General features: G+C 43.0%; 24 protein-coding genes and 1 riboswitch. Of the genes, 11 read left to right on the top strand and 13 right to left on the bottom strand.

The features are described from left to right. Positions 1–534 precede the first annotated feature (534 nt). A complete protein-coding gene (locus QTN95_RS16665) occupies positions 535–984 on the top strand; it encodes an RNA recognition motif domain-containing protein (RefSeq protein ID WP_331418244.1) in 450 nt (149 codons plus the stop codon). On the opposite strand, the gene murI is transcribed toward QTN95_RS16665, so the two are convergent. The 3 genes from murI to QTN95_RS16650 are packed head-to-tail and all read right to left on the bottom strand — an operon-like array spanning position 950 to position 4,455. Further along, positions 950–1,744 carry a glutamate racemase gene (gene murI, locus QTN95_RS16660; protein WP_331418243.1) on the bottom strand — a complete coding sequence of 265 codons (795 nt, stop codon included), beginning with the start codon at positions 1,742–1,744 and terminating at the stop codon, positions 950–952. The genes QTN95_RS16665 and murI overlap by 35 nt on opposite strands. A gap of 43 nt (positions 1,745–1,787) precedes the next feature. Continuing rightward, positions 1,788–2,462: an ATPase gene (locus QTN95_RS16655; RefSeq protein ID WP_331418242.1), complete on the bottom strand. Its 675-nt coding sequence runs from the start codon at positions 2,460–2,462 to the stop codon at positions 1,788–1,790. Positions 2,463–2,511: 49 nt separating this feature from the next. Next, positions 2,512–4,455, bottom strand: a complete 1,944-nt coding sequence (locus QTN95_RS16650; protein WP_331418241.1) for a TonB-dependent receptor — start codon at positions 4,453–4,455, stop codon at positions 2,512–2,514. Between the two features lie 55 nt (positions 4,456–4,510). Continuing rightward, positions 4,511–4,714: riboswitch (cobalamin riboswitch) on the bottom strand. Positions 4,715–4,914: 200 nt separating this feature from the next. Between QTN95_RS16650 and trmA the strand changes: the two genes are divergently transcribed. Beyond that, entirely contained in the window at positions 4,915–6,024 is a 1,110-nt protein-coding gene (gene trmA, locus QTN95_RS16645; protein ID WP_331418240.1) for a tRNA (uridine(54)-C5)-methyltransferase TrmA, read from the top strand. Positions 6,025–6,524: 500 nt separating this feature from the next. Here trmA and QTN95_RS16640 read toward each other — a convergent pair whose 3' ends face one another. Genes QTN95_RS16640 through QTN95_RS16620 form a run of 5 tightly spaced genes read right to left on the bottom strand, consistent with a single transcriptional unit; the run spans position 6,525 to position 11,639 of the window. Then, a complete protein-coding gene (locus QTN95_RS16640; RefSeq protein WP_171402559.1) occupies positions 6,525–7,820 on the bottom strand; it encodes a 5-methylcytosine restriction system specificity protein McrC in 1,296 nt (431 codons plus the stop codon). Then, positions 7,805–8,983 carry an AAA family ATPase gene (locus QTN95_RS16635; RefSeq protein WP_171402560.1) on the bottom strand — a complete coding sequence of 393 codons (1,179 nt, stop codon included), beginning with the start codon at positions 8,981–8,983 and terminating at the stop codon, positions 7,805–7,807. Before QTN95_RS16635 ends, QTN95_RS16640 begins: the two co-directional genes overlap by 16 nt. 8 nt (positions 8,984–8,991) lie before the next feature. Continuing rightward, complete coding sequence (locus QTN95_RS16630; protein WP_171402561.1) at positions 8,992–9,537, bottom strand: hypothetical protein; 546 nt, start codon at positions 9,535–9,537, stop codon at positions 8,992–8,994. A gap of 2 nt (positions 9,538–9,539) precedes the next feature. Further along, positions 9,540–10,562: a DNA adenine methylase gene (locus QTN95_RS16625; RefSeq protein WP_171402562.1), complete on the bottom strand. Its 1,023-nt coding sequence runs from the start codon at positions 10,560–10,562 to the stop codon at positions 9,540–9,542. Positions 10,563–10,595: 33 nt separating this feature from the next. Further along, complete coding sequence (locus QTN95_RS16620; RefSeq protein WP_331418238.1) at positions 10,596–11,639, bottom strand: adenine-specific methyltransferase EcoRI family protein; 1,044 nt, start codon at positions 11,637–11,639, stop codon at positions 10,596–10,598. Positions 11,640–11,921: 282 nt separating this feature from the next. Here QTN95_RS16620 and radC point away from each other — a divergent pair, with 282 nt between their 5' ends. The 7 genes from radC to QTN95_RS16585 all read left to right on the top strand — a co-directional run bounded on the left by radC (position 11,922) and on the right by QTN95_RS16585 (position 15,050). Further along, entirely contained in the window at positions 11,922–12,395 is a 474-nt protein-coding gene (gene radC / locus QTN95_RS16615; protein ID WP_331418237.1) for a RadC family protein, read from the top strand. Next, a complete protein-coding gene (locus tag QTN95_RS16610) occupies positions 12,392–12,829 on the top strand; it encodes a DUF2787 domain-containing protein (RefSeq protein WP_331418236.1) in 438 nt (145 codons plus the stop codon). The genes radC and QTN95_RS16610 overlap by 4 nt, the downstream gene beginning before the upstream one ends. Before the next feature lie 50 nt (positions 12,830–12,879). Then, the gene (locus tag QTN95_RS16605; RefSeq protein WP_331418235.1) at positions 12,880–13,323 is read left to right on the top strand and encodes a DUF2787 domain-containing protein; all 444 of its coding nucleotides are present in this window, start codon (positions 12,880–12,882) and stop codon (positions 13,321–13,323) included. Between the two features lie 3 nt (positions 13,324–13,326). Further along, a complete protein-coding gene (locus QTN95_RS16600; RefSeq protein WP_331418234.1) occupies positions 13,327–13,503 on the top strand; it encodes a hypothetical protein in 177 nt (58 codons plus the stop codon). Positions 13,504–13,641: 138 nt separating this feature from the next. Further along, complete coding sequence (locus QTN95_RS16595) at positions 13,642–14,376, top strand: transcriptional regulator (protein ID WP_331418233.1); 735 nt, start codon at positions 13,642–13,644, stop codon at positions 14,374–14,376. 30 nt (positions 14,377–14,406) lie between these two features. Next, positions 14,407–14,775, top strand: a complete 369-nt coding sequence (locus QTN95_RS16590) for a hypothetical protein (protein WP_331418231.1) — start codon at positions 14,407–14,409, stop codon at positions 14,773–14,775. 47 nt (positions 14,776–14,822) lie between these two features. Next, complete coding sequence (locus tag QTN95_RS16585; protein WP_331418230.1) at positions 14,823–15,050, top strand: hypothetical protein; 228 nt, start codon at positions 14,823–14,825, stop codon at positions 15,048–15,050. 498 nt (positions 15,051–15,548) lie between these two features. On the opposite strand, the gene QTN95_RS16580 is transcribed toward QTN95_RS16585, so the two are convergent. Next, a complete protein-coding gene (locus tag QTN95_RS16580; RefSeq protein WP_331418229.1) occupies positions 15,549–18,101 on the bottom strand; it encodes a LysM peptidoglycan-binding domain-containing protein in 2,553 nt (850 codons plus the stop codon). Between the two features lie 326 nt (positions 18,102–18,427). Between QTN95_RS16580 and QTN95_RS16575 the strand changes: the two genes are divergently transcribed. After that, positions 18,428–18,643 carry a hypothetical protein gene (locus QTN95_RS16575; protein WP_331418228.1) on the top strand — a complete coding sequence of 72 codons (216 nt, stop codon included), beginning with the start codon at positions 18,428–18,430 and terminating at the stop codon, positions 18,641–18,643. 195 nt (positions 18,644–18,838) lie between these two features. On the opposite strand, the gene QTN95_RS16570 is transcribed toward QTN95_RS16575, so the two are convergent. The 3 genes from QTN95_RS16570 to QTN95_RS16560 form a co-directional block, all read right to left on the bottom strand. Then, entirely contained in the window at positions 18,839–19,039 is a 201-nt protein-coding gene (locus QTN95_RS16570; RefSeq protein WP_029857141.1) for an AlpA family transcriptional regulator, read from the bottom strand. A gap of 74 nt (positions 19,040–19,113) precedes the next feature. Continuing rightward, positions 19,114–19,710, bottom strand: a complete 597-nt coding sequence (locus QTN95_RS16565; RefSeq protein ID WP_331418227.1) for a YagK/YfjJ domain-containing protein — start codon at positions 19,708–19,710, stop codon at positions 19,114–19,116. Between the two features lie 147 nt (positions 19,711–19,857). Next, positions 19,858–20,532: an inovirus Gp2 family protein gene (locus tag QTN95_RS16560; protein WP_331418225.1), complete on the bottom strand. Its 675-nt coding sequence runs from the start codon at positions 20,530–20,532 to the stop codon at positions 19,858–19,860. A gap of 740 nt (positions 20,533–21,272) precedes the next feature. On the opposite strand from QTN95_RS16560, the gene QTN95_RS16555 reads away from it, so the two are divergent. After that, positions 21,273–22,166, top strand: coding sequence for a hypothetical protein (locus QTN95_RS16555; protein ID WP_331418224.1), 894 nt, complete (start codon positions 21,273–21,275; stop codon positions 22,164–22,166). A 68-nt stretch (positions 22,167–22,234) separates the two neighbouring features. On the opposite strand, the gene QTN95_RS16550 is transcribed toward QTN95_RS16555, so the two are convergent. Further along, a complete protein-coding gene (locus QTN95_RS16550; protein WP_331418223.1) occupies positions 22,235–23,494 on the bottom strand; it encodes a tyrosine-type recombinase/integrase in 1,260 nt (419 codons plus the stop codon). Between the last annotated feature and the right edge of the window lie 421 nt (positions 23,495–23,915).

Genomic DNA, 23,915 nt, shown 5'->3' with positions numbered 1-23,915 from the left:
TGAATTGACTGTGCCAAGTCCTCTAATGTTTCCAAAAGAAGTCTCGTTTGGTCACTTCGTTTCATTGAAACCTAATTTGAAACCCCTCTTTATTTAGAGAAATTTCTAATTGGATTATCATCAACGAGTGCCCACACAGATTGATAGGTCTATATTTTTAAAGAGCTTTTTCTAGCCAGCGTTGCGCTTATCGCCTCACTGCTAGGGGTGCGTATCTTACGCCTCCCATTTTTAGAGTCAAGAGTTTTTTTAACTTCTTTTTTCTCTTTCCAACTCGGCGCGTGACTTTCGTCTCATTCCGTGTCGATGGAGCGGCATTATAGGGAGCTCTGAGAGGATGACAAGTGTTTTTTTGAAATTAATTTCCGTTTGGTCAAAAAGAAATCAAACCGCTGAAAATAGAATAAAATTTCAACATTTGAGTCAGGTCACATCAATAGGTTGGAAAAACTACAACCATATACGTAAGATCCCTGTGTCTATTTTGTTAACGGTAGACCTAATTTTTCTCAAACCTAAAAGTTGTATTCCAATATGAGTTCAAAAAAATCGACCTTAATGATTGTCGCCTTAGCTGTTTTGGGTGGGATCATCTTTTCGCAGGTAGCCATTCCCCCTGCTTTGAGCTTTGTTCTAGGTGTTTTTGCTTCCGCTTTTATTCTTAAACTTTCGAACACCAACATCGAACAAGATCAATTGAATGACCCTTCAACTAAAACACTCTATGTCGGGAACTTGCCATATAAGGCAAATGAATCCCATGTAAAGGACCTGTTCGCCAAGCATGGTGAAGTTTTTGCGGTTCGTCTAATGAAGGATAAACGTACCGGTAAAAGAAGAGGGTTTGGCTTTGTCGTAATGGCTGCGACAGATGCACAGCCCGCTATAGATGCACTTAATGAGAAGGACTATATGCAACGAACTCTAAAAGTACGTGTTGCTAATGGCCCTAAATCTCAATCGGATAGTACTGAACTGGACTAAAGCCCATTAAGTATAATGCCTGATTCAAGGCTCCTTCTTCCCAAGGGGGAGCACTTGAATAGATTTCTCTCTTTCCTTTCTTTTCGCTATTCGCTTCAAAGACCAATAAGTCTTTCACCCTTCTCGCAATCGCTTCTCCTGAATCAACCAGTAATACATGGTCTGTTAACACCGCCTGTATTTCTTCTCTGATCAGTGGGAAATGTGTGCAGCCCAGTACCGCAACGTCGATCTTACTCGCCATCGGTGAGAGTATTTCTTTTAACTCACCGAGATCAACGCTTTTGCCTCGTAGTTTTTCTTCTGCGATATCCACCAGCCGAGTTGAACCTAGTAATTCCACTGGTTTGCTTTGCGAAAAGTCTCGAATGAGGTCATGGGTGTATTCGCGTGTAATAGTTGCGGGAGTCGCAATAAGACCCACCGCTTTATTGGCAAGGTTGGATGCGGGTTTGATTGCTGGAACGACGCCGACAACAGGAATCGATAATTTGGCTCTTAGCGTTGGTAAAACGATCGTGCTGGCCGTATTGCACGCAATGACCACTAAATCGATTTGATGCTCTGCAACCAAGGAAGAGACGATGATATCAACGCGGGCAATCAGTGTATTGTGGTCAAGTTCACCATATGGGTATGCTTCGTTATCAAATATATAGAGGTAATCAAGTTGAGGAAGTTGAGCCTGTATTTCTTTATATACAGATAAGCCGCCTACGCCAGAATCAAAGATCAGTATTTTCGCTGTTTGATGGTTCACTTGATTAACTCACTTCATTTGGACTTGGCAATAATACTCTCTGCTAGGTATTTGGCAATCTCTTCGCGGTGTAACGCTGATAACAGAAACGCTCCCCCTCTTCTATATATGTAGTTTCAATATCAATTCTGCCCGAGTAGCTTCGGGTATCAGTAACCAAGGTGTGAAATTCACCATCTTCACCACAAGGATCTACACCGTCGGGCAAACTGCGTATAAACGCTTCGCTGTACCATTTGCCACAATACTGGCTTGCGAGTCGGGAACTATCTGTCGTAACGACCAATGTTTGAATCTCTCTTGCAATGATTTCATCAGCAAGATCTCTACTACTCTGACCCAATAAAGGAAATACACACTCCCAACCGGCTGGTTCTATATAACTACGACGATAAGCTTCGATGCCATTACAGAACATATCGCCAAAGGCGACTGCATCTATTGAGAGGTTACTCTGTTTTAAGCCTCTGATAATGGTGTCTTGATAGATCTCGTTTGGTGGAAATGATTCGGGTAGTTCGATTTTAATTAGAGGTAGGTCCAACAGTTCGGCTTGCATATCTAGGACATAAAGGGGCGTTGCCTGAAAGGGGACTTCGTCTTTGACATAGGTGGTATAAAGTCCAACGACATTGTACTGTTCGTTGTCCATCAATCTTTCAAGGGTCAGTGTCGAGTCTTTGCCACTTGACCAGCTAATAATGACGTTCTTTTGCATAGTGATTATCTATCTATAAGAAAAAACCGCCCGAAGGCGGTTTGAGATATTAAAACTGGTAAGAGCCAGTTAGCATAACTTTACGACCATCGCCTGGGTAATACGCTCCCCAGTTGTTCGCATTTGCTGCATATTTTTCATCGAATGCATTATCAACACGAAGTGTCGCTGACCATTCATTTTGAATGTAACTTACCGCCAGGTTACCTAACCAATATGCAGGCAGCTTATCTAAGCTATTTGATGTATCACCATCTTTATAACGAGTGCCTGTGTAAACACCTTCGACAAAAACTTGCCACTCGTAACTGATATCGTATGTCGCAAACGCTCGGCCAGTATTACGTGCGACCCAAGGTAGTTTTTTACCCTTGTTATCACCGCTTGAGAACTCAGCATCAATCAGGTTGTATTCCAAGCCTAGCTGAAGGTTTTCATGCACGTACAAGTCACCGCTAACACTGATACCGTTTCGTTCAGATTCGTCAGCGTTAACATTCGCTCCAGAAAAGAATCCACCAACCGGAGTCGGTGCACTGCTATCAAAAACAATTTCATCTTCTAGCTGGAGATTAAATACATCGACTTTAACGCTGTAATCAGCTTCATAAAGACCCCAGCCTGCTTCCAAGGATTTACCTGTTTGCGGCTTCAGGCCTAAAACACCTGGTGAGGTATATGCTTGCTCGTCTATCTTAGCAAACCTGAAGTTAGTTTCCCCGCGAACGTACACTCGCTGAGACGGAGTAATCTTGTAGTTCAGACCAAGCTCATAAGCATCCTGGGATTCAGATAGCTTCTCAGTGTTAGGGTAAATTGCTCCATCGTAGAGCTTATCTTCTACAGAGCTGTATCGAGCACCCGTTGTCAACGTTAGATCCGTGATTAAAGGATAGTTTAGCTGGCCGAACACGCTGTAGCTGTTTTGCTCATTCGCTCTGTCAGTTGATGATGACTTGTATGAGTGATCACGATCTGCACCTTCAAGACCAAGTAGTACATTACCTTGACCAGATTGTGTAGAGAATTGGTTTTCTACGTTTACCGAACCAAACAACTGCTTACTTTTACTTGCTGTAGAGCTTCCCCAAGCCAAGCCAGATCCTGAAGTGTTATCGTAAATGACATCTGTACCAAGGATCCATGCGTCACTTAGATTACGTTTATAACCCGCACGAAGTGCTTTAGTGATTTCATGAGAGTAATCAGTCGGGTTTGACGAACCAGCCTGAGTTGGATCTTGCTCGTATTGTTCTTCAGTTAACGAACCAGCATATTGACGGTTGTTGTCGTAATAGCTTGCTTCTGCGAAAAACTCAGTCTGGTCTTGGTCATAGTTCAGTCGACCAAGTAATACACCCGTCTCTCGCTTGTTATGCTCACGATAGTTATCACTGTTATCCTGACTTGCGCTGAGGAATAAGTTCCAACGCTCATTTAACTGCTTAGATACGTCAACACTACCAGCGACCGAGTCAAAGCTGCCAACGCTTACTGATACGTTGCCACCGTCTTGGTTACCACCCTTAGTAATAATGTTGATAACACCACCTACAGCTTGGTCACCATATAAAACACCAGCACTACCAGATAGAACTTCAACGCGTTCAATCTGCGAAACCAGAATTGAGCTGACTTGGGGAGCAGAAAGATCTTGTTTGTTTAGACGACGTCCATCGACCAAGATCAGAGTGTTGTTAGCCGCTTGTCCACCAGTAAAACCTCGGATAGCAAATGCTGGTCCACTGTTTGTGTCAGAAATCTGAATACCTGCACGAGCTCTTAGCAGTGAATCTAAACTCTTAGCACCGCTAGCTGCAATATCATCAGAAGTAATTACGGTTACGTTAGCCGGGATGTCTTCAATAGAACGGTTGAAATCACTTTTGGCAAGAACCACCATAGTCTCATCAGTTGAAACTTCTTGAGCGTAAGAATAAGAGGTGTGTGAAAGTAGCGATGCCACTGCCATCGCTAGAATAGATCGGTTCATTTTTATAATCCTAAATCGCGTCAGTCCTACTGAGCATGGAGCCTATTGCTTCCAGTGTTTTGCTCAGCTGCTGGCAGGTCTTCGGACTCAAGAGCTTGGCATTTGCCTCCTACTGGCTCTACTTCCCGCATAAATCTATATACAGTGTCTATTTGAGCTTTCGTTCTCTTTTACCGCTGCGCGTCAGTTCTGGATTTACACCAGATTCCCTTTTCAGCCATCTATACATCTAGACAGCACCAGCTTGGCGTCGATGTTATTCAGCAATTGATTATTTGTCCAGTCTATATTCTTCATTCAGATGAAATTGGCCGCTTTCATCTACTCACTCATTACCACTTTACACGCTATCTTTAAGACATTGAGGGGACAGTACTGGACATACTGCTGAGATTGAATAAAATCTGCGCTCTTGAATTAAATGCACCATTCACAGGTACAAAACCAAAGGTAATACCCATGGCGACTCTTGATGTAAATCCGCAACGCTACCAAGAACAACTGGCTGAGAAGGTTGACCGTCTCAATGAGATGTTCGCTTCTTACAATGTACCTGAGTTGGAAGTATTCGAATCACCAGAACAACACTACCGTATGCGTGCAGAATTTCGTGTTTGGCATGAAGGTGAAGACCTCTACTACATCATGTTCAACCAAGAGACTCGAGAGAAGTACCGCGTCGATCAATTCCCAGCCGCTAGCCGCCTGATCAACGACTTGATGCCTCTTCTCGTCGAAGCGATGAAAGATAATGAATCTCTGCGCCGTAAGTTGTTCCAAGTTGACTTCTTATCGACACTGAGTGGTGAAGTTTTGGTGTCACTACTTTACCATCGTCAATTAGATGAAGAGTGGACGAAACATGCAAAAGCCCTCAAGCAACGTCTCAATGATGAAGGGTTTAATCTCAACATCATTGGTCGCGCACGCAAGATGAAGATTGTTCTTGATCGTGACTATGTCATTGAGAAGCTCGATGTCAATGGCAAACCATACGTTTACCAGCAAGTTGAAAACAGCTTTACCCAACCTAACGGTAAGGTCGCGGAGAAGATGTTAGAGTGGGCGGTTGACTGCACCCAAGAGAGTAGTGGCGATCTACTTGAGCTTTACTGTGGTAACGGTAACTTTTCACTAGCACTCGCGCAAAACTTCGATCGCGTTTTGGCAACTGAGCTTGCAAAGCCTTCCGTAGAATCTGCTCAGTACAACATTAAGGCCAATAATATCGGTAACGTGCAGATCTTACGCCTGTCTGCTGAAGAGTTTACTCAAGCAATCGAAGGAAAACGTGAGTTCCGCCGTTTAAAAGATGCGGGCGTCGACCTAAACAGCTACAACTGCAATACCATTTTTGTTGATCCACCACGTGCAGGTATGGACATCGACACATGTAAGATGGTGCAAGGTTACGAGCGCATCATGTATATCTCATGTAACCCAGAAACACTGAAAGAAAATCTGGATGTCCTTTGTGAAACACACAAAGTGACTCGTTTCGCCCTGTTCGACCAGTTCCCATTTACCCACCACATGGAAGCGGGAGTGCTGCTGGAGCGCATTAAATAAGGGATTTAATGGATTGTGAACTCAATAAAAATCAATCTGGGTACGGCTTGGGGTACGGGGATATTTAAGCCGACTACACTCTCTGGAATGTTTGGGGCTAAAACAATAGCTCCAAACGTCTTTGAAGAAGGTGTAATCATAAATACGGCTACCTTGAAGTACGCAATAAAGCGCTTTTAAAAAAATACGTTACTTGGGTAAGTGGGAGCATTGCAATAAGATTGCGTATTGTATTGTCAGGAATTCGATAGAAATTGAAGTCTACGATTGAGCTTGGACTGCGACTTGCCGAGTGTAGTTGTCTCATCTACACCTTTACACTCTACCCAAATTTCAGCAAAGCTAACCCTATTTTCAGATTATGTGTGAATTGTTTTTGACCTTAAACTTGAAAACACACTTTGTTTAAAAGACAATGTCTGCGCCCATTCCATCTTTTTTTCAGTTTGGTGACGTTTTAAGGAGGAACTGGGCTTTACTATTTCCACATCACATATTGTTTAATCTGTAAAGAATATGTCCCGATCTAACCATTTTCTAATAGAATCAATCAACACATGCTGTCCTCCAGGCATAGTTAACTTCATCAAATTGATAGGTAGTGCTGTCAATTCCATATCACGAGCCCCCAAAGCAGAAGGTACTCTCCATATTGTTGGCTCACGATTCGTAGACACTGGATACGTTAGAGAAACTCGTTGGCAACCTAAAACATGTCCTGCTGTTAATACCTGATAAGTATCTGACGCCTTGGGACGAGTTCCTAACCGCTTATATTTGGCATCAGTTACAGCAAATGGTGCTCCATTGCTATCATGAAATACCACATCTGGTGTCGTAGTTAGCCTGCTTCCTTTCCCCTGGAATACTTCGCCAAATTTTACGTCTTCCTTACTAACTCGATGACCACATAAGCTTGCCGCACGACGACATAACCAAAAAATGTAATTCTCATAAATTGTATCTGAATTCCATAAAAAACCAGACAGAGAATACTCTCCCACCGCATGATCGACTCCAGAGCCCTCAAGTAGTAATACACCTACTATCCGAGCTGGATCCAACCCTTGATGTTGCGGACCTAAAGATATCTCCATCGCATCAAAAAGATGAGGGGGACGTTTACCAACATGGGATAAATTAGCTGCAATTTCACGTAATGCTCGAGCACGACTCGGAGATTTTACAGTTGTTGCTAAACAATTTGCAGACCAACGTAACAAGCGCGCTAGATTCGTATCTTCATTGAGGGTATCTGCGATGTAAGGCAAACGCCAAGGCCTTGCTATCCATTCTCCCAAACGCGATGTATCAAGCTGTCCTCTAAGAACTACACCCTCACTGTGCTCTGATGAATAACTTCGAGGTAAGCCGCGGACAGCTCCTTTAGAATATGAAGCAAGAAACATTTCAGCTAGTAGATCAGAAATTGACAATGAGGCTTGATAATGTGCTGTTGTAAGTTTGTCATCTACGTAACCTCCTTCAACAACAAGGAGAATCTGCCATAATACAGCTTGCCAATTTCCACCCTCAAAACTTAGAAATTTAGGCGCTATTTCTATATCTGTATTACCAATTCGAATAACTCCTGTGACAGCCTCAGCCCGCATTTTTACTAACCCATCGCCGATCTCTTCCACTCTGATTGGGTCACATGAAAGGCCAAGGTTTCGTTTCCAACGCTTATTTGCTTCAGCTAGAGCATTTAAATTTATACATTCAGTTCGTTGAATTGTTGGTTCACCGTATTCTTGAAGTTTGATACGGTGATATGACGTCAACGCGTTAGCCACCGAAAAGACCTCTCTATAACGCTAATCTCTAGCTCACTAAGTCGAACTGGAGCAAGAGTCCTTGCTGGCGTTAAATTGCCTTTCGCAGTCCTTAGCTTCCATGCATATTCCCCTATAGAAGGAGGAGTATCAGCACGTAATAGTTCTATCAGTTGCTCAGGCCTACCTGAGTACCTATCTTCCAACTGAGGATATAAGATGTCATCCCAGACTTTGGCAAGGATATGCCAAGCATCACGATCATCAACAGGTTGTGTAGATTCTGCTATCGTTCGATTAGCTGCAACTGAAGTAAGAAGGCCGTGGCCAAGTTCAAATTCGGAACCAAGATCAGACGCTATAGAAACGTTGATCCTATCAAGGAGTAAGTAAGCTGTAACGAATGGATTTAAAGTAGCCCAATTTTCTTCTGTTGGCTCAGGAATTGCTTCTACATCCAGCCCCCAGTGCTGAGCAAGTACATTGAGATCTGGGCGCATCTCAATTCTGTCAAACCTGCGCCCAAGTGCACTATCGATAGGCACTGCCGCTCGATCTACACTATTCATTGTCGCAACAATGTAAATATCCTTAGGAAATGAGAAACCTTCCGGAATCTGAGCTTCCTTCCCACCCGCACGGCAAATTTTTTCGCTGAAACCATCTTGGTATTTGAGTTGCCGCAAAGGTAAAGGAAGCGTAACACGACCCTGTTCTCGATAATCAAAATCCAGAAAAGTCATAAATTCACCGAATATTCGGGCTGCGTTCCCTCTATTGATCTCATCGATAAATATAACGACTGATTTATACTGTGACTCTGGGTCAGCTAATTCCAACGCTGCATCAAGAAATACGCCAGCCCACGGTTGAAGCTTAGTCCCTTCTGAGCTAATTTCAGGCCTTAATCCCAACACGAAATCTTCGTAACCATAAGACTGATGGAATGTTGTCCAAACAACTTTTGTTGGTTGTGGAATAGTTATTTCTTGCTCAGGCCGGCTAAATGGTATTTCTATATTGTTCGGGTCAAGAACTATACCACGTTGGCTTTCTGGTGGATTATCTAGAGCCTGAAACAACTCACTAATCAACCTTGTTTTACCCGTGGCGGGTGGACCAAATAGTAGTACATTCCGACATCCTTTCCAGGACATTAGAATGCTATTAAGTTTATCTGACATAATTCGCCTCAGTCTTCACCAATTACTCCACCGACTCCATCGCCATAAAGCTCCCACATAGGGTCATTTGGTTTCATACTTGGTGGTCGATATCCCTTTGTAAAACCAGCGTAGTACTCACCATCAAAAGTCTTAGCAATGTAGACTCTTAATCCACCTTCAGGAAAAAATGGTAGCGCGTCTTCTTTACAGCCAATTCCATCTGGTGCACTTGGAAAACCATTGGTGGCGGTCCATGCAGGATGACGTTTAGTGTTGGGTTGCTGTCGATTCTGATTCGCTATTCGCAAACGCTCTTTTTTCTTCGACTTCCACTGAAACTCAATCAAACCGGAAATGTTAGATTTACCAATAACACGGGCTTCAATTTTGTAGTCTGAGTCTGTTTTTGTCTTACCTAAAAAATCTAGAGTAGCGTCAACAATCGAGCCTGGAACTTCGATATAAAGAGAACCGCCACCACCAGAGATCTGGTGGTGGCGTTCAATATTGTAGAATTCTCCAGGCTGCACATTACGCCACCAAATTCGATGAATATTTAGTTTTTTTTTCATAATTAAAAGGTTTCAACATGATAAAGACGTTCTAATACGTTTCCTTCTTTTACACGGCCATTGCTACGATAACGGCTATATGGTTGCTCGTGTAAGGTTACTTTTCCAAATTCAGTTAAAATAGACAGAAGTTCACTTTCATCCACCTGTCCATCTTGACTATAAGAAATAAAGATATGAGGTACTTTAAGTTGCTCAAGCGTTTTACGGAAAGCTTTCCCGGCATTACGTCGATAACAAAAGTCTGACGCTTGATCTTTCCACGGTCTAAGACCTCCATCACCAACAGCTATTGGTTCATCCTCTTGAGCTAGAGTCTCTAATATATGATAGTTTCCAGCATATTGGCGTTTCGTATAAGGAGGATCCAAATATACTGCATCAACATTCAATTCAGATGCATGAACTTCAATAGGGCCTTGAAGAACCGTATGCTCCCCTGGCGTGTACTCGAATTGAATTGGCTCAAATGTAATAGGCCGAAGCGCTGTTTGTGAGAGCTTACGTAGAAAGTATCCATACGTACCACTGATGTTTGCAACCTTATTTGTACCTAAGATCAGGTGATGGAGCAATAAGTTATGCTCCAATTCTGTAATGTCTCCGGATGCATTAAGATCACAAATAGCCTTTCGAACACCATCAATATGTGCGGCATTTTCTGCTGAAAAATAGAGGCGTGACACTCGCCCATTCGCTGGTTGACCAGCTTCGCCAAACTCTTGGAAAAAATAACCTTCTATGGGTCTAACAGAACGCATCCAATTTAGCGCACACTCATAGCCACCTAGAGCCTTAAAAGCTGGAGACTGCTTAATCAGTAAACGAGATCTTGCATGAATAACTGGAAATGTTAGAGCATCGGCAGCAATGACAGAATAGCCAGATTGAGCAAGGGCTAACGAAACGGAAGCAGTTCCACACATTGGATCCGCTATTGATGCTCCTGGTGGAACTACACGTTCAATTTCACCAACGATCCAGTCGGTCAATTTTGTCTTATTACCCAAGTACCGGAACGACATAAACACCTTTTCTTACTTTATTATTCGTGGTCACTACTTTTTTTTCCTAATGACAATACGCTCATACATTCTTTTAAAAGTACCATCGCCTTTAGGCAAGTAAAACCTTGGCCCACCTTGTTGGTAAGAGCCTTTTTCTGCAATCTGAGACATCGGCAAGCTAAGAGTTTTACTGGAGCCTAGTATCTCAAACTGGTCAGGATTAAATTTATCAAGAAACGTAATTGGGACCCCCATCGGTCCATCATAATCTCGAGGTATATTTTTGGTTTTACCTACTTCTATTGCATCATAGTTTGCATACTTTGGGTTTTCATCGGGTGAATAAACACTATGTAGTTCAAGATCTACATGGCGACTAGGGTAATCAAGATTAGTGAACCATCTAACCCCCTTGACTCGAACATACTTGTTTCCATCTTGGTCTACTCTAAATCCTGAAGCTGTAATCGGATAATTGGCTGGAACACGGAACTCTCGATCACCACTGCGTATACTAGGCCCATACCACATTTGATTGTTCTGTATTAAGGGGAAAATACTTGTATATGTAACTGCATTCATGTTGCCAATAATTACGAACTTTTTATTGTGCTTAACTAGCTGAGCAACATACTCTTTGAAAAGTGAGAATGGCGGGTTCGTTACAACGATATCAGCTTGCTTTAGCAGTTCGACACATTCGGCACTACGAAAGTCCCCATCGCCATTAAGCCTCTTTATTCCAATCTTATCTACACTAGGAATACCGTTACTACTCTTATTCCCTACATATTCCAGATAAACAGCTTCGTCTGAGTCTCCCGAACCAAACAGTTCAGCATCTTGGCTACGATAGCACGTAGTAATAAGCTTCTTTAAACCAAGTCTCTCAAAATTAACTGAAAAATAGCGAAAAAAATTGCTCGCTCTGGGGTCGTCACAGTTACAGTAAACAATTTTTCCGTCGAAATGTTTCTTATAATGTTCTAGTTCTAGTTCAATATCATAGAGAGACGTATAAAACTCATCTTTCTTTGCATCTCTAGCTTGTTGAAAATCCCGATTCCGGGTGGAAGCAACTGTGTCTTTGGTCATTTTCATCTCCTGATGGGCGAAACATCATAGCGCTAAATCAATAAGGGTCAAGAGAAGCCCCGTGTAAAACCAAATGCAAATCAACTTCAACATACTGATTTAAAAGGACATTTAAACAAATCAAACCTAATTCAAATTCAATAGAGTGCATAAAAATATTCTTAATTAAATAGAATACGCCCATAAAATTTTTGTCCTCAACTTATCACACTCCAATCAAAAATTTTTCAGGCATATGTCATCAATGTGAAACCCCATCACTGATTCCGACAGGAGCCTGAAATGAATCCGAAAACTTCCGATTACCAAAAGCAGCAGCGCTATCAGGAAAATGAAATCCTAGAACATGCGGCTGAGATACTGGCTAATCGCTACGTGCGTGGTGATGCCCTAACCAACCCCGATGCCACCAAAGAGTATGTGCGCTGTAAGCTAGGCAGCTATGAGCGTGAAGTGTTTGCCTTGTTGTTGCTGGATAACCAAAACCGACTGATTGAGTTTAAAGAGCTGTTTCATGGAACGGTGGATGCGGCCAGCGTCTACCCACGTGAAGTGGTAAAAGCAGTGTTAGAAGTGAATGCCGCTGCGGTGATATTCGCGCATAATCATCCATCCGGTGACTCAACACCTTCCCAAGCTGATAGACGGATAACCGAAAGGCTCAAAGACGCGCTCGCGTTGGTGGATGTCCGTGTCCTTGACCATATTGTGACAGGCGATACCTGCACCTCATTTGCTGAAAGGGGGTGGTTATGATTGAACAACATTATGGTGAGCTTTCTATTGATGATGCTTTACATGTGTCACTGGAAGCCCTTTTGAATCGATACTCCATCTTGGATAACGCAGAGCGACTCGTATTGAACTTCCGTCAGATGAATTACTACCGACATCGACAAGGTTTGCACCCGATAGAGGTACAGTTTAAACGTGAGTCAGCTTCAAGCCCTTGGCTGGTGGTCTTCTTTGCCAGCTTCTCTTATCCCGATGACAACAGTACAACCGTTGAGCCTGAGCTGTACTTTCACCTTGCTAATCGCTGGTGCTATCAACCCGATGCTGGGAGCACGGATTTATCCCACCCAGAGGTACAAGAGCTACTCGCGGTATGGATGAAAGCCTTTGCTCGTCACCTTTCCAGAAACGTCTTTGATGATGTGCAACTGACAATGGTCGGCACATTCAACTAAATCCTAATCTCTCATTTCTTATTTGAATCCTGAAACAAGGAGAACTCACTATGTCCAAATTAAACTTCACAGCATCCACACTACCTGTGTCGAAGAAACTGCATAAGCTGCTAAGTGAACAGTTCACCGCTCATTTGCTGAGTGATAAAGCACTGACCACCAGCCGTTATCTAGTGTTTAACTTTCGCGATAAGAGTTACAGTGCGCAAGAAGGCGGCTTCCATCCGGTTGAGATTGCGATTTGCCAAACTTCAACAGAAGAATGGAGCATTGAGTACATCACCGACTTTGCTTATATGGGAAACTACTATCCAGAGTTAGAGCGCAACCTGGATTTCGATTTTCGAGTTGGGCAGTTCTTTGTCGCCTATCGTGGCTGGCTACCGATGCAGTATAGCCGTGATGCCAAAGATCTATATCGTCTATGGGAATGTAACTTTCTCGCCTATGTATATACAGGCGCTTATAACGAAGTAGCCGTCACTCCGCAATAACTCATGGTTTCCCTTATTCTACAAATCATCAAGCTTGTCACTGCCCTCATCACGTTGTTCTCCTTTTCTCCGTTCTTCGGTGCCATTGGTACCCTATCCAGTTTAGGGTTTCTGGTGGTGCTGTTGATTGGGTTGTTGGCAGCCATTGCCGAGATCAGTGATAAGCATAAGCCTCGTTAATGTTAATCGGCTCACGCTTTGGTGATGCCGATTGATGCTGTTTTCACCGTTGGACATTATGTGTCTGACCCACCTCTATTCTCCCGACATTAAATGTCCGACTCCGGTATGGAGCTTTGATGTATTGAGAGCGTAGTCATGAGCAATAAAACCAGCATTGAAGGGTTATCTGCCTTGCTGCACACGCTGATGCTTATTCCTCAACATCGTTGGATTACCGTTAGGGAGTTGCAGCAGCAGTTAGCCCTACTCGATATCCACCGCACCACTCGCAGCATTAAACGCTACCTCGATGAAGTCATTGTGGAGGTGTTTAACGTGGAGTGTGATTCGATGAGCATGCCCCATGTTTATCGGAAAACCTCAGAGCAATTACTGAAGCTAAACAAACAAGAAATGCTCTATTGGCAACTGACCAACAAGTACTTACTGCCGCTGGTTCCTGATGCACTGAATTGTGGGCAAGGTCGCTCCTCAGAGAGAGACAAACCCTTACCCCACAAGGGTTCAGCGCATTCAAAAGAGCAAGCATGGTTAGCCAAGATCCATGTAGCACTGCCCAATATTTGTGAGTGGAGTCATGAGCAGCGGCAAGTATTGAATGCAGTACACACGTCATTACTGAACAACCGTATGCTCAAGATATCGAGTCAAGTTTTGCAGCAAGAGAAAGCGCTCATCGAGCCATTGGGACTCTCGGTTCAATGTCACGCGCTCTTGCTGCTTTTTCGATTATCCGGTCAACCCACGATACGCACCCTAGCCGTACCTCTGATTGATGAGGCTAGTGTATCGACGTTTTCTTTTACCTACCCCACTGATTTCAATCTTGAGCGGTTCATGCGTGAACACGATGGAGTCAGTGCATCCTGAATTTCACTCACCGATAAGGAGAGCACCGTTATGACATTAATCAACACCCTACTCCGATACGCCGCTATGAGCGTATTGCTTATCGGACTCACCGCTTGTGGCGACCAAGCCGAGACTCAAGCAGCAACGGCAGATATTGAAGTGTCAATATCCACCAATTCTCACTGGGGAACATTGGTCTTTGACCTGCAAGCCATCACCGACAACACCGTAGTAAGCGATGTCGTGATTAATCGAGGTAACTGCCGATTACCCGCAGGAACAGCCTCAGAGCTATCAAGAAACGTTTTATTGAAGTTCGGCCAAACCTACACCGGATACAGCAACAACTGCACTGTAGACAGCGTGAAAGAAATCGAAGTCACCTCCAGTGCAGGCACCTTTGTCTACAACTTCTAGCTCTCTATCCCTCAGCAACACACTAAATCAACTCGTAAGGATCAACTATGAACAAGTCAACTCTACTCATCGCGACAGCGTTAGTTTTCTCAACCTCTTCCGCATTTGCTGGTGGAGCACTGGGCGGAAACCCATCCGCGGATTCGGGTGCAGTTAACGTCAGTGTAGGCAAATGTACTCAATACAAAATGGATGTGAAAGCGGCGCAACAGGAAGGCAAGGATGTATCGACCATCGCCGTTCCTGAAGGCTGTGAAGCAATCAAAGAAAAGTAATACCACCAGCAACGGTAAAAACGACAATGGGGAGCCATCACGCTCCCCATTCTTTTTTTGTCTCAATGCACTGATTTGAAGGTATATGTTATCTGTTAAAAAGCTTACCCACGAAAAGCAAGCAATAACAAAACGGGAAGACCTGTTAACCACACATTGGCTAATAAAGTCGACAATCTATATATAGGATAGTCAGAACCATAAATAGATTGGATGCTTTGACGCCACTCTTGAATCTCTGCCTTCGGTATTACCCAACCGTACCTCATCATGATGTATGCAAACCATATGAAGCAAGTTGAGCTAGCGAATACCCATGATGCATTACTTTCCATGAGTAGTCTTGACCTATCTTGAAACTTAGTTGGAGCAGTTTCTGATATCGCCTTTATCATTTGGTATTTGCTACGTTTAAGCTTTACTGTTAGATACACGCATATAGCTAACCATGGAAAAAATGTAGGTAAAAAAAGAATAAAACCCAACTTAATCATTACGTCAATCAAAGAGAAGTTCCTCTACATATGTTCCGGCTTCATTTGAAACATCAGTTCCGTACATCCCCCACATAAAAGCCCCTCCAGCAATTAACAGAATAGAGACTCCCCCTGTTACAGGAATAAGACCCAAAGCAAGACCGATACCTATTCCACCACCAATATTTACGCTCCCTGAAACTGTATTATTCACCATGCTACGATTACATGCCTCTTCAAACCAACCGCTAGTATTGCATGTCTTTGCTACATCCACAGCATTACCATACAAACCAGCCCCAATCACTAACCCATTGGCAACACCCAAAAATCGGCTGAAAGACATTGCTTGCTTGTATAGCGTTGTCATTTCAATGCCTGATATTGCTTTAGAGAAATCTTTCGCGCGATACAATTGTCGCTTACCAACATTAAGGTAGTCATTAATCCGCTTAGCTTGAACGTTTTTAATGTAACCCGGCTTACCTACCTCGGAGAGAATCGACTTCATCTCACTTTGAAATGCTCTTGCTTCTTTTCGCCATGCCTTGTACTCAGGGTTAGAGTAGAGAGCTTGCCCTGACAGTCCTTTTGTTTTCTCTGCAATATAACGCGAATACTCAGCAAATGACTTCATCCGGTTGCCAAGCTTATCTCCTTGAACTTGAGCTCCCGCCACTACAGCTCCGGCTCCTGCAACTATGTGGTTTAAATTAAAATCACTAAGTTCTGTTGAAACAGACTCACCTTGATAAACATCCAAACCGGATGTTGCTGCGACAAGTAAAGCATTAGTTGCCGTTTCATGATGCTCTGCAAACCATTTCTTCTCTTCACTGGAAAGCTTCAAAAACTCCGTCATAAGATCATTAGCTTGTTTGATCGCTAATTCCTCATCTGGATGTTTTTCTACCCATGGCGACACAACTAAAGGCATCCCTTCAATAATTTGGCTAAAGCTACGTTTGAGGTGAGGGTTCGATTTTATTACATGCTCTACAATCATTTCATCTGTCGATAAATATGTTTCTTGAGCAAACTCTTCAATGCTCATTTTTTTATCGGCGAAGACAAGATATACATCATCAACATCCTGAGGAGAGATTTGACCCAAGTTAGCCACAACAAGATCATCATTTAAAACTGTCTCACTGTTGATAGGTTTGACAGACGTTCCCTGAAAATTGCCATTATAAGCATAGTGAGAGTTTGCAGCTTGATTGTATGTCTCTGGCTCCACTGGTGGTAAATCACGTTTAACAGTTTTTGGGCTATCAAGATCTGCATGTTGTTGAACGGTGAGCGTATCGCCAACTTTCAACGACATTGGGTCAGCATTGTACTGAGGATTCAAATCTAGGAGCTGTTTGGCTGACAAACCATATTGCTCTGCTATCGCTCCCCACGTCTCTCGTTGATGAGTATCTGAGTCTGTAGCAACGGTATGCATCTCTGGTTTGCTCTCTGCTTTAGCCGTCTCAACAGGTAGAGTGGTCTGTCTTTCAGCGACAGGCTGCTTAGGTGCTGCAAGCAGCTCTTTGATATCCAGCTTGATACCATGCTGAGCTAACCAATCGTCATTGAGGTTATCGAGTTCATCTCGGGTGATTTGCTTTTCTAAGTACACCAGATGTTGGTTCTCAACTTCTTTCCCTGCAAGCTTCCAGTAAACCAAAATAGCACTTTGATAACAATTGTAGCCCTGCTCATCATTTAATCGTTCATGAATAGAAGATGTAGCATAGAACGACCATTTACCATCACCAAGCAACTTGTACTCTTGAACTAAACGGTTGTTGTAGAAATGGTAGTAGTAACCTTCTGTTGGTAGCCCTAAACGCTCTCCTAGCTGCACAGAGGGTACGACAGGAATAAATGCCTCTCGAACTGCACCTGAGCCTATAGGCTTAAGCTTCACATTGTGAGGCACACTGATACCCATTGGGATAGCTGCTACTTTAGCCGTTAACCTTTTCGGTTCATCAACGGCAGAATAAGCGGTATATTTTGTACCGTGTTCAGTGACCGCCGTCTGCCAGCGACCTATCACGACTTCTTCTTTCGTCTTAGCCAGTTCAAACGAGCAGCCTACGCTTTTTCTAAACGTTTCATCAGAGCAAGCAACTTCAAAACAGTACTCATATTTCAGTTTTGGTGGTGCATCTAAGGTATCCGGCTTAACAGGCTCAGGAACATAGGTCTCTTCAATGTTAGGCGCATAACCAGCGGCGCTTTGAGTGGGCGCAGAACTACCCGCAGCACCACCAGACATTTTCGTTCTTGAAAGGTAGGCACTTTTCGCTTCTGGCGATAACGCCTCTTGCCCTTCAGTCGACAAGCTCCACGATTTGCTCATACTATCTCGGAGCATCACAGGCTTCGAAGGTGAATCCGTCAATAGTGCTAACTCACCATTTTTCAGTTTCTCCATAAAACTGGAATAACTCATCCCCTGAGGAAGTGCTGAGCCTAACGCTCTTTCGTCCAGCCGACCAATATCACCTTCAACCTGACCAAACTCATATGTCATCAGTTCGGTTAACCGTACCACTCGATAACCCACAATCAAATCCATCCGCTATTTTCAATGGGCGTATTCTACCTAACCAGTGGGAGTTGCAGGATTTATAACCATAAGTTAGCTCTACCAATTGCAGACATTGTGATTTTCACCCACCGGAACCAGACCTATTGATAATGACTTAATCATTAAGAAAATAGAGCTCATTGCGGATTTTTACCAAACAAAAGAAAAGGTCACAGCTTGAGATGAATACACTCCTCACAAACTGTACAAATATCGCCCTGCCTATCAAAACCTCAACGACAGTATTGAACTTCCTTTCTAGAACCTTCACTCTAAATTAGCAATGTTGCATATACTAAAAAGAGGTTGCTCTAATGAACGATTGGGAATACGTAAACTTTAGTCAAAACCATGAAATGGACTATCACTTAGGTCTAGTAGATAAATCAAAGTCCGAGTACAACAGAAAGTACCTAAGAGACAACACTCAAAGGACGGCAAAAGATAAGTTAGACAAGACACGAATTACCCATACTGAATTCAAGCCATTTGTTATAGCTGATAAACCATATTTGAAAGATCCTGCCTAATAGATAGTTAAGATAATATTGCCTCTTTGAAAGGGGCAATATTCAGCAATACAAACCTCGCAAGCAGCCATGTTGATTGTTTGGTGCAGCGCCGTCTACGTAAATTGAATAACTCATTTTTTATCTCTCTAATTGAAAAAAGGCGCATGACTTTGCTTAGCCAGCGCCCCGTTGATAGTTTATCTGATGCTTGCGTTACTGAAAGGATGCTTGGTTGTCTCGCATACTCAGACGCGATTCCATCCATTCTTCGATTTCGCTTTCTACCCAAGCCACCGCTCGTCCACCGAGTGGCACACTCTTCGGAAAGTCGGTTTCATCGGCCATGAATTTATAGATAGTGGAGCGGCCTAGCCCTGTTAGTGACATCACGTCTTTAAGTCGTAGAAATCTCATTGTCATTGGGAATCGTCTCCTTGCTTTGTATATACCCATGAGATAAGCCGCCACTGTAAAAAAATGCAGTCGCTCTACTCTGCACTAGAGCCAAAGAAGTAACGCGTTTCTCTCCACGCTTCAGCAAGATTGCTCATCCGCTTGAAGACACTGTTCTTTATGTTAGTGTCAGTGCTCTTACAGCGTGTACCCAGGCTATAGTTCCCTCGATCATTCAGTTGGACCATCGAGCGCTCATTACCTTGGTAGTGCTTTTTAATAGCTTCTCCCCAAGCTGTTTTCAGATGTCCCAAAATTTCATTGCGCTTCTCCATGTAAATGGCCTCACCAAATTGCTGCTTATAATCAGTAAACAACATCACTTGATAATGGTGCGAACGGTTACCCTCTCGCTTACGCCACACGTAATGCAACGAATCGGCGTTCAACTTCTCTTTCAGGATCTCAAAGTAATCATTCAGAATGCAAAACTTCGCATCTTGATGATCTTTAGGCAGATACAAATCAAAACGTGTAGCGAGAGCGACTTCAAACTGACTGAGTGCCTGTTCAAAGACATCGACCATCGAAGTCAGTGCTGACTCGTACAGTCCTTTGTCGCTGTAATACAGCGGGTATTCTTCAAAAGTTCTATCAAGGGTAATGCTTGGGAGGTGGGTTCTATTTGACATGAGTAATACCTTTTCGTGTGTGAATGACATAGGCATTTCTCGCGATGTATTTTTTAAGGTGAGCCCTGGCTGTAACCAAAGAAGTGATAATCTAACATGCCAGTTCCTGTGGTTATATCGTTAATCCCACAGGAGCTGACTGTAACGTCACTTCCGGCTTGTGCCAAAGTTTCGTTGGTGGTTGCCGAATTGCTTGGTTTTTTCTTTTGCAAGATAGCTTCCATGCTCAAATAGATCATCAAACTGTTGATTGAAGTACCTTGAGTTGGAATCTAGACGATGAACTACTGGAACCCCTGAGCGATCTTTGGATACGTAAACCAAACCATTGGCTTCATCATACTCCACCCCTGCCACTTTCGCCCAAGCATCTATGATCATAGAAAGTAAGTTCTCTCGTTGGTTTCTCGCCTTCCCTAACCAGTTAAAACGATCTTTGTTGAAAAGCAGCAACAAGTGGTAATGGTCATTCAGTGAAGAGCAACACTCTCTTACCCACACATACCTCACGGTACAAGGATGGACTCGTTGTCCATGTCTTTCTTTTCTTCGACCATCATATTCAATCTGAGATTGCAGCGAGCGGATAAAATCGGTGATTGCTCCGCGTTTCTCTTGTCCATTTCTAAGTTTGGGGAATCGAAGATCAACTCGTAACGCCATTGTACGCGGGTAAGCATCCAGGGCCTGCTCGATAGTGTCATAAATTCTATCTAGATACGGAATACAGAGTGCACCATGAGTCGTTTGAATGGGATGACCTCTAAAGGTTTTTTTATTGGTTAGTCTCAGGTTTTTGTTTTTTCTAGAACGTACCTTCATTTCTATCTACTCCTGTGTTTAGGTTCATAGATAGGTCGATGCCGTTATTTTTAGTTGTGCAAGTTGAGTGTGTAGAGTCGGATGACGTTACAACAGATACCTAATAATACTAACCAGACAGACAAAACAAGAATCGCCACATACACAGTTCCAACCCAACAGGGGTAACAAACGCCAGGTAACCATCAAAGATAGGGTGATAAACTGTAAAACATCGATACAAGACCACCGAGCTCGAATCCAAGTCACTCACAAGTTAAATGACAACCCATTGAGCACGATAATGACCCTTGCATCCTCAGGAATGAGTACAACACAAGCACAACTCATCGCACCCTTTTTCCCAACGACAAGCTGCATAGTTCAATCATTCTTTCCAATACTGTCTTACTGCTTCTAAAACAACATACTCATGTACATTTGAGTTAAGAGCCTTCATTCATAAGCAGCTTGCACTACTATCATCACACTGTCACAAGTTTGTACAGATCAGCTCAAATCAAATGAATACCTTTTTCAAGAATAAAAATGGCATTCATTCATTGACAACAAAACTATATAAAATTGACCATTAGCTTAAGAAATAGCAGTATAAGCCCACCAAAACCCGTGAAAATTTACAAATCGATTTTATTTCTGGAACTTTTTAACTACGATTTTTAACTGATTATGAATACAATTAAAATGTAAATAAAATACGGAAAATAATCATTAAAACTACTTAGTAGAGACGAATAAGAATGATAACAAGCGAACAAGCACTTACTAAAATTGGCCTTTTCAGGGCTAATGATGAAAGGTACTTAAAGTTTTACTGGGGCTATCTTGCTAAAAATTTCGACAAGATTATGGGGTTAGATTGTCAGGACAAGAGAGAGCTACAACGTAAAATATCGATGGTTTTTATGCGTAAAGATCTAGATGTTAAAGGCTTGGTAAACAGGTTAAATACAGCAGCGTTGGACAGCTTAATACCTGAAAAATCGTTCGACTGGATAGATAAAAAAGACGATAGGATTGTCTATTTCGTTTGGTCAATGCTGAGATTAGCAACGCCTAGAACCTTAAAGATCGATGGAAGAGAGTCAGGGCTGAGGTACGCACGTAGACTGGATGACTGTCTTTATTATATTGATTCAAAGAGATCAAACTATTACAAAAGTTTAAAGTTAAATCCACTACCTATGCATCGCTCAGAGGCTTTACCGCTCATTAAAGATTTCTTTGATCAATGGAATGTCACAGCTCGTTCCAAAGAAGAACTCATGCTTACTCTCAAAGAAAAGTGGTTGTATATTGCATCAGATCTTCGTCCTGATTACTCCTGGATCGACCCAAAGAACAAGCAACAAAATACTTGGACCTCTAACTATATTTCCTCTCAACTAGAGTGGTTACCACACCTACCACCGCCTCTAACAACCTCTCAAACTTACAACATCAACATCGCGAACTTGGATACCTTATTTACCTTTCACAAAGGCCAACTCAGAAACCCAATTGAAAGAGATGAGAAAAAGAAGACAGAATACAAAGAATGGCTCAGCCATACAGATGTCATGCACAAAATGATAAAGGCATGGAAGCAAAAGCAGTTTCGAGAAAAGGCTCGGCGCGCATCAGCTAAATCTTAACCAGATGATACGCACTTCGCACAAGCTCTTCCCCTTACTTTGTTCATTACCCTACCTTAGAGCAAAGACTAGGCCATCTTAGCTGAAGGTAACGGGTGGACGTTCGCTTCCATTAGCGATTGCAACTTGTTACCCCATGCCTCCAGAACCTTTAATTGCTCATCGATATAATCATGATGGTTATAAACTCTGAGCATACCTGGGAGCTGGTGGCCGACTGTCTTTTCAATCGCTACGATATCTAACCCCATTTCACTACAACGACTGATAAAGGTACGGCGCAAGTCGTGAGGTGAAAAGCGCTCAAAATCGATAGGTAGATTACGTTTGATCAATGCCCGTACTGCCGCAGGTTCTTGCACTTTGTCGACCATTAGCTGGGGCCATACCAACTTCCACTTACTTGGCACACTGTCACGCTGGTCTTTTAGAAGTGCAAGCAAGTAGTCACTTAGAGGCACTTTACGTACATCTTGGCTTTTAGTGTGTCGTTCTTCTGAGCTGGCTGGTAACAGCCAAGTTCCCTCTTCAAAATCTAACTCACTCCAACGCATTTCTAGTACAGCACTAATTCGCTGTCCACAACCAAGTAAGAACTGCATTAAACGAATGTTAGAGGGATCTGTGCGCCATGACGGCATACTCGTTAACAGAATCTTTAACTCTGAAAAGCTTAAATTACGTTTTGTCACTTTAGAGCCGCCGCCAACATCTTTTGCTTTCAGCTGTGGTGCAGGATGAGTATCAAGCATATTTAGTGCTAGGGCATGGTTAATCACTTGATTGATGATTTTATGACAAACCCCGATAGCCCCCGCCATACGCTTACCGTCTTTATCGACCTTCGCATCAAAGACCCGGTTGAGGTCATATATGCTCAAATCAGCCAATTTGATGCTACCGAGAATCGGCTTGATATCTCGATAGTAAATGGTCCTCGACTGGTCACCACGAAGCTGTTTTGAAAGACGTTTTTCATCGAAGCTAATAAACGCATCGTCAAAGGTCTTCGCCTCATCTTGCGCTCGTTTCTCGATATCCAACTCAACCTTTGGGTTCTTACCATTCTCCAACCAACTACGATAACGACCCGCTTCCTTTCGCGCCTGATCCAATGTCATCCCGCGCTCTGGTTTGATCTTAATGTATCGACCCATAGAGATTTTTTCGTGTTTCTTCCCTACTTGAAAACGAAAGATCCAAGTCATTGTGCCTGTTGGACGAACTCGAATGTTCAATCCTTCGACCTTCTTATCGGGGATCGAGTATTCCTTATCCTGTGGCTTCAATGCTTGCAATGTTGCATTGGTACTGATTCGTTTCGTCATCGTTGGAAAACCTCTACATTTCTGGGTACGGCTCTGGGTACGGCTCTGGGTACGGCGTGGGGTACGGCAAACGTCGAGTTTCTATTGTACAGCTTTGGACTTTACCGGACAATACGATTACAAAATTCAATAAAAATCATGACTTTAAGTTCAAAAAATATAACTCTATAGACTTTGACGGATTAAAGGTTCGATTTACCCACCATATGGAAGCGGGTGTACTGCTAGAGCGCAAGTAATCTCAAATAAGGACAAAATAAAAAACGAGCCTAAGTGGCTAATGCCAGTCAGTTAAGCTGACTGGCTTTCTTTTTATTGGGGTATTTCTTTGCCTTTGGTTTTATTGCTCTCGGATATATCCGCTCTTCTCGTTTAATGGGCAAGACATGGTGTATCGCCTCCTCTTGCAAGTGAGTAATGC

This window comes from Vibrio sp. M260112, from assembly GCF_036533775.1.
Lineage (GTDB): Bacteria > Pseudomonadota > Gammaproteobacteria > Enterobacterales > Vibrionaceae > Vibrio.
Note: the sequence above shows the minus strand (reverse complement) of the source record. Positions and strands in the feature narration are given on the sequence as shown.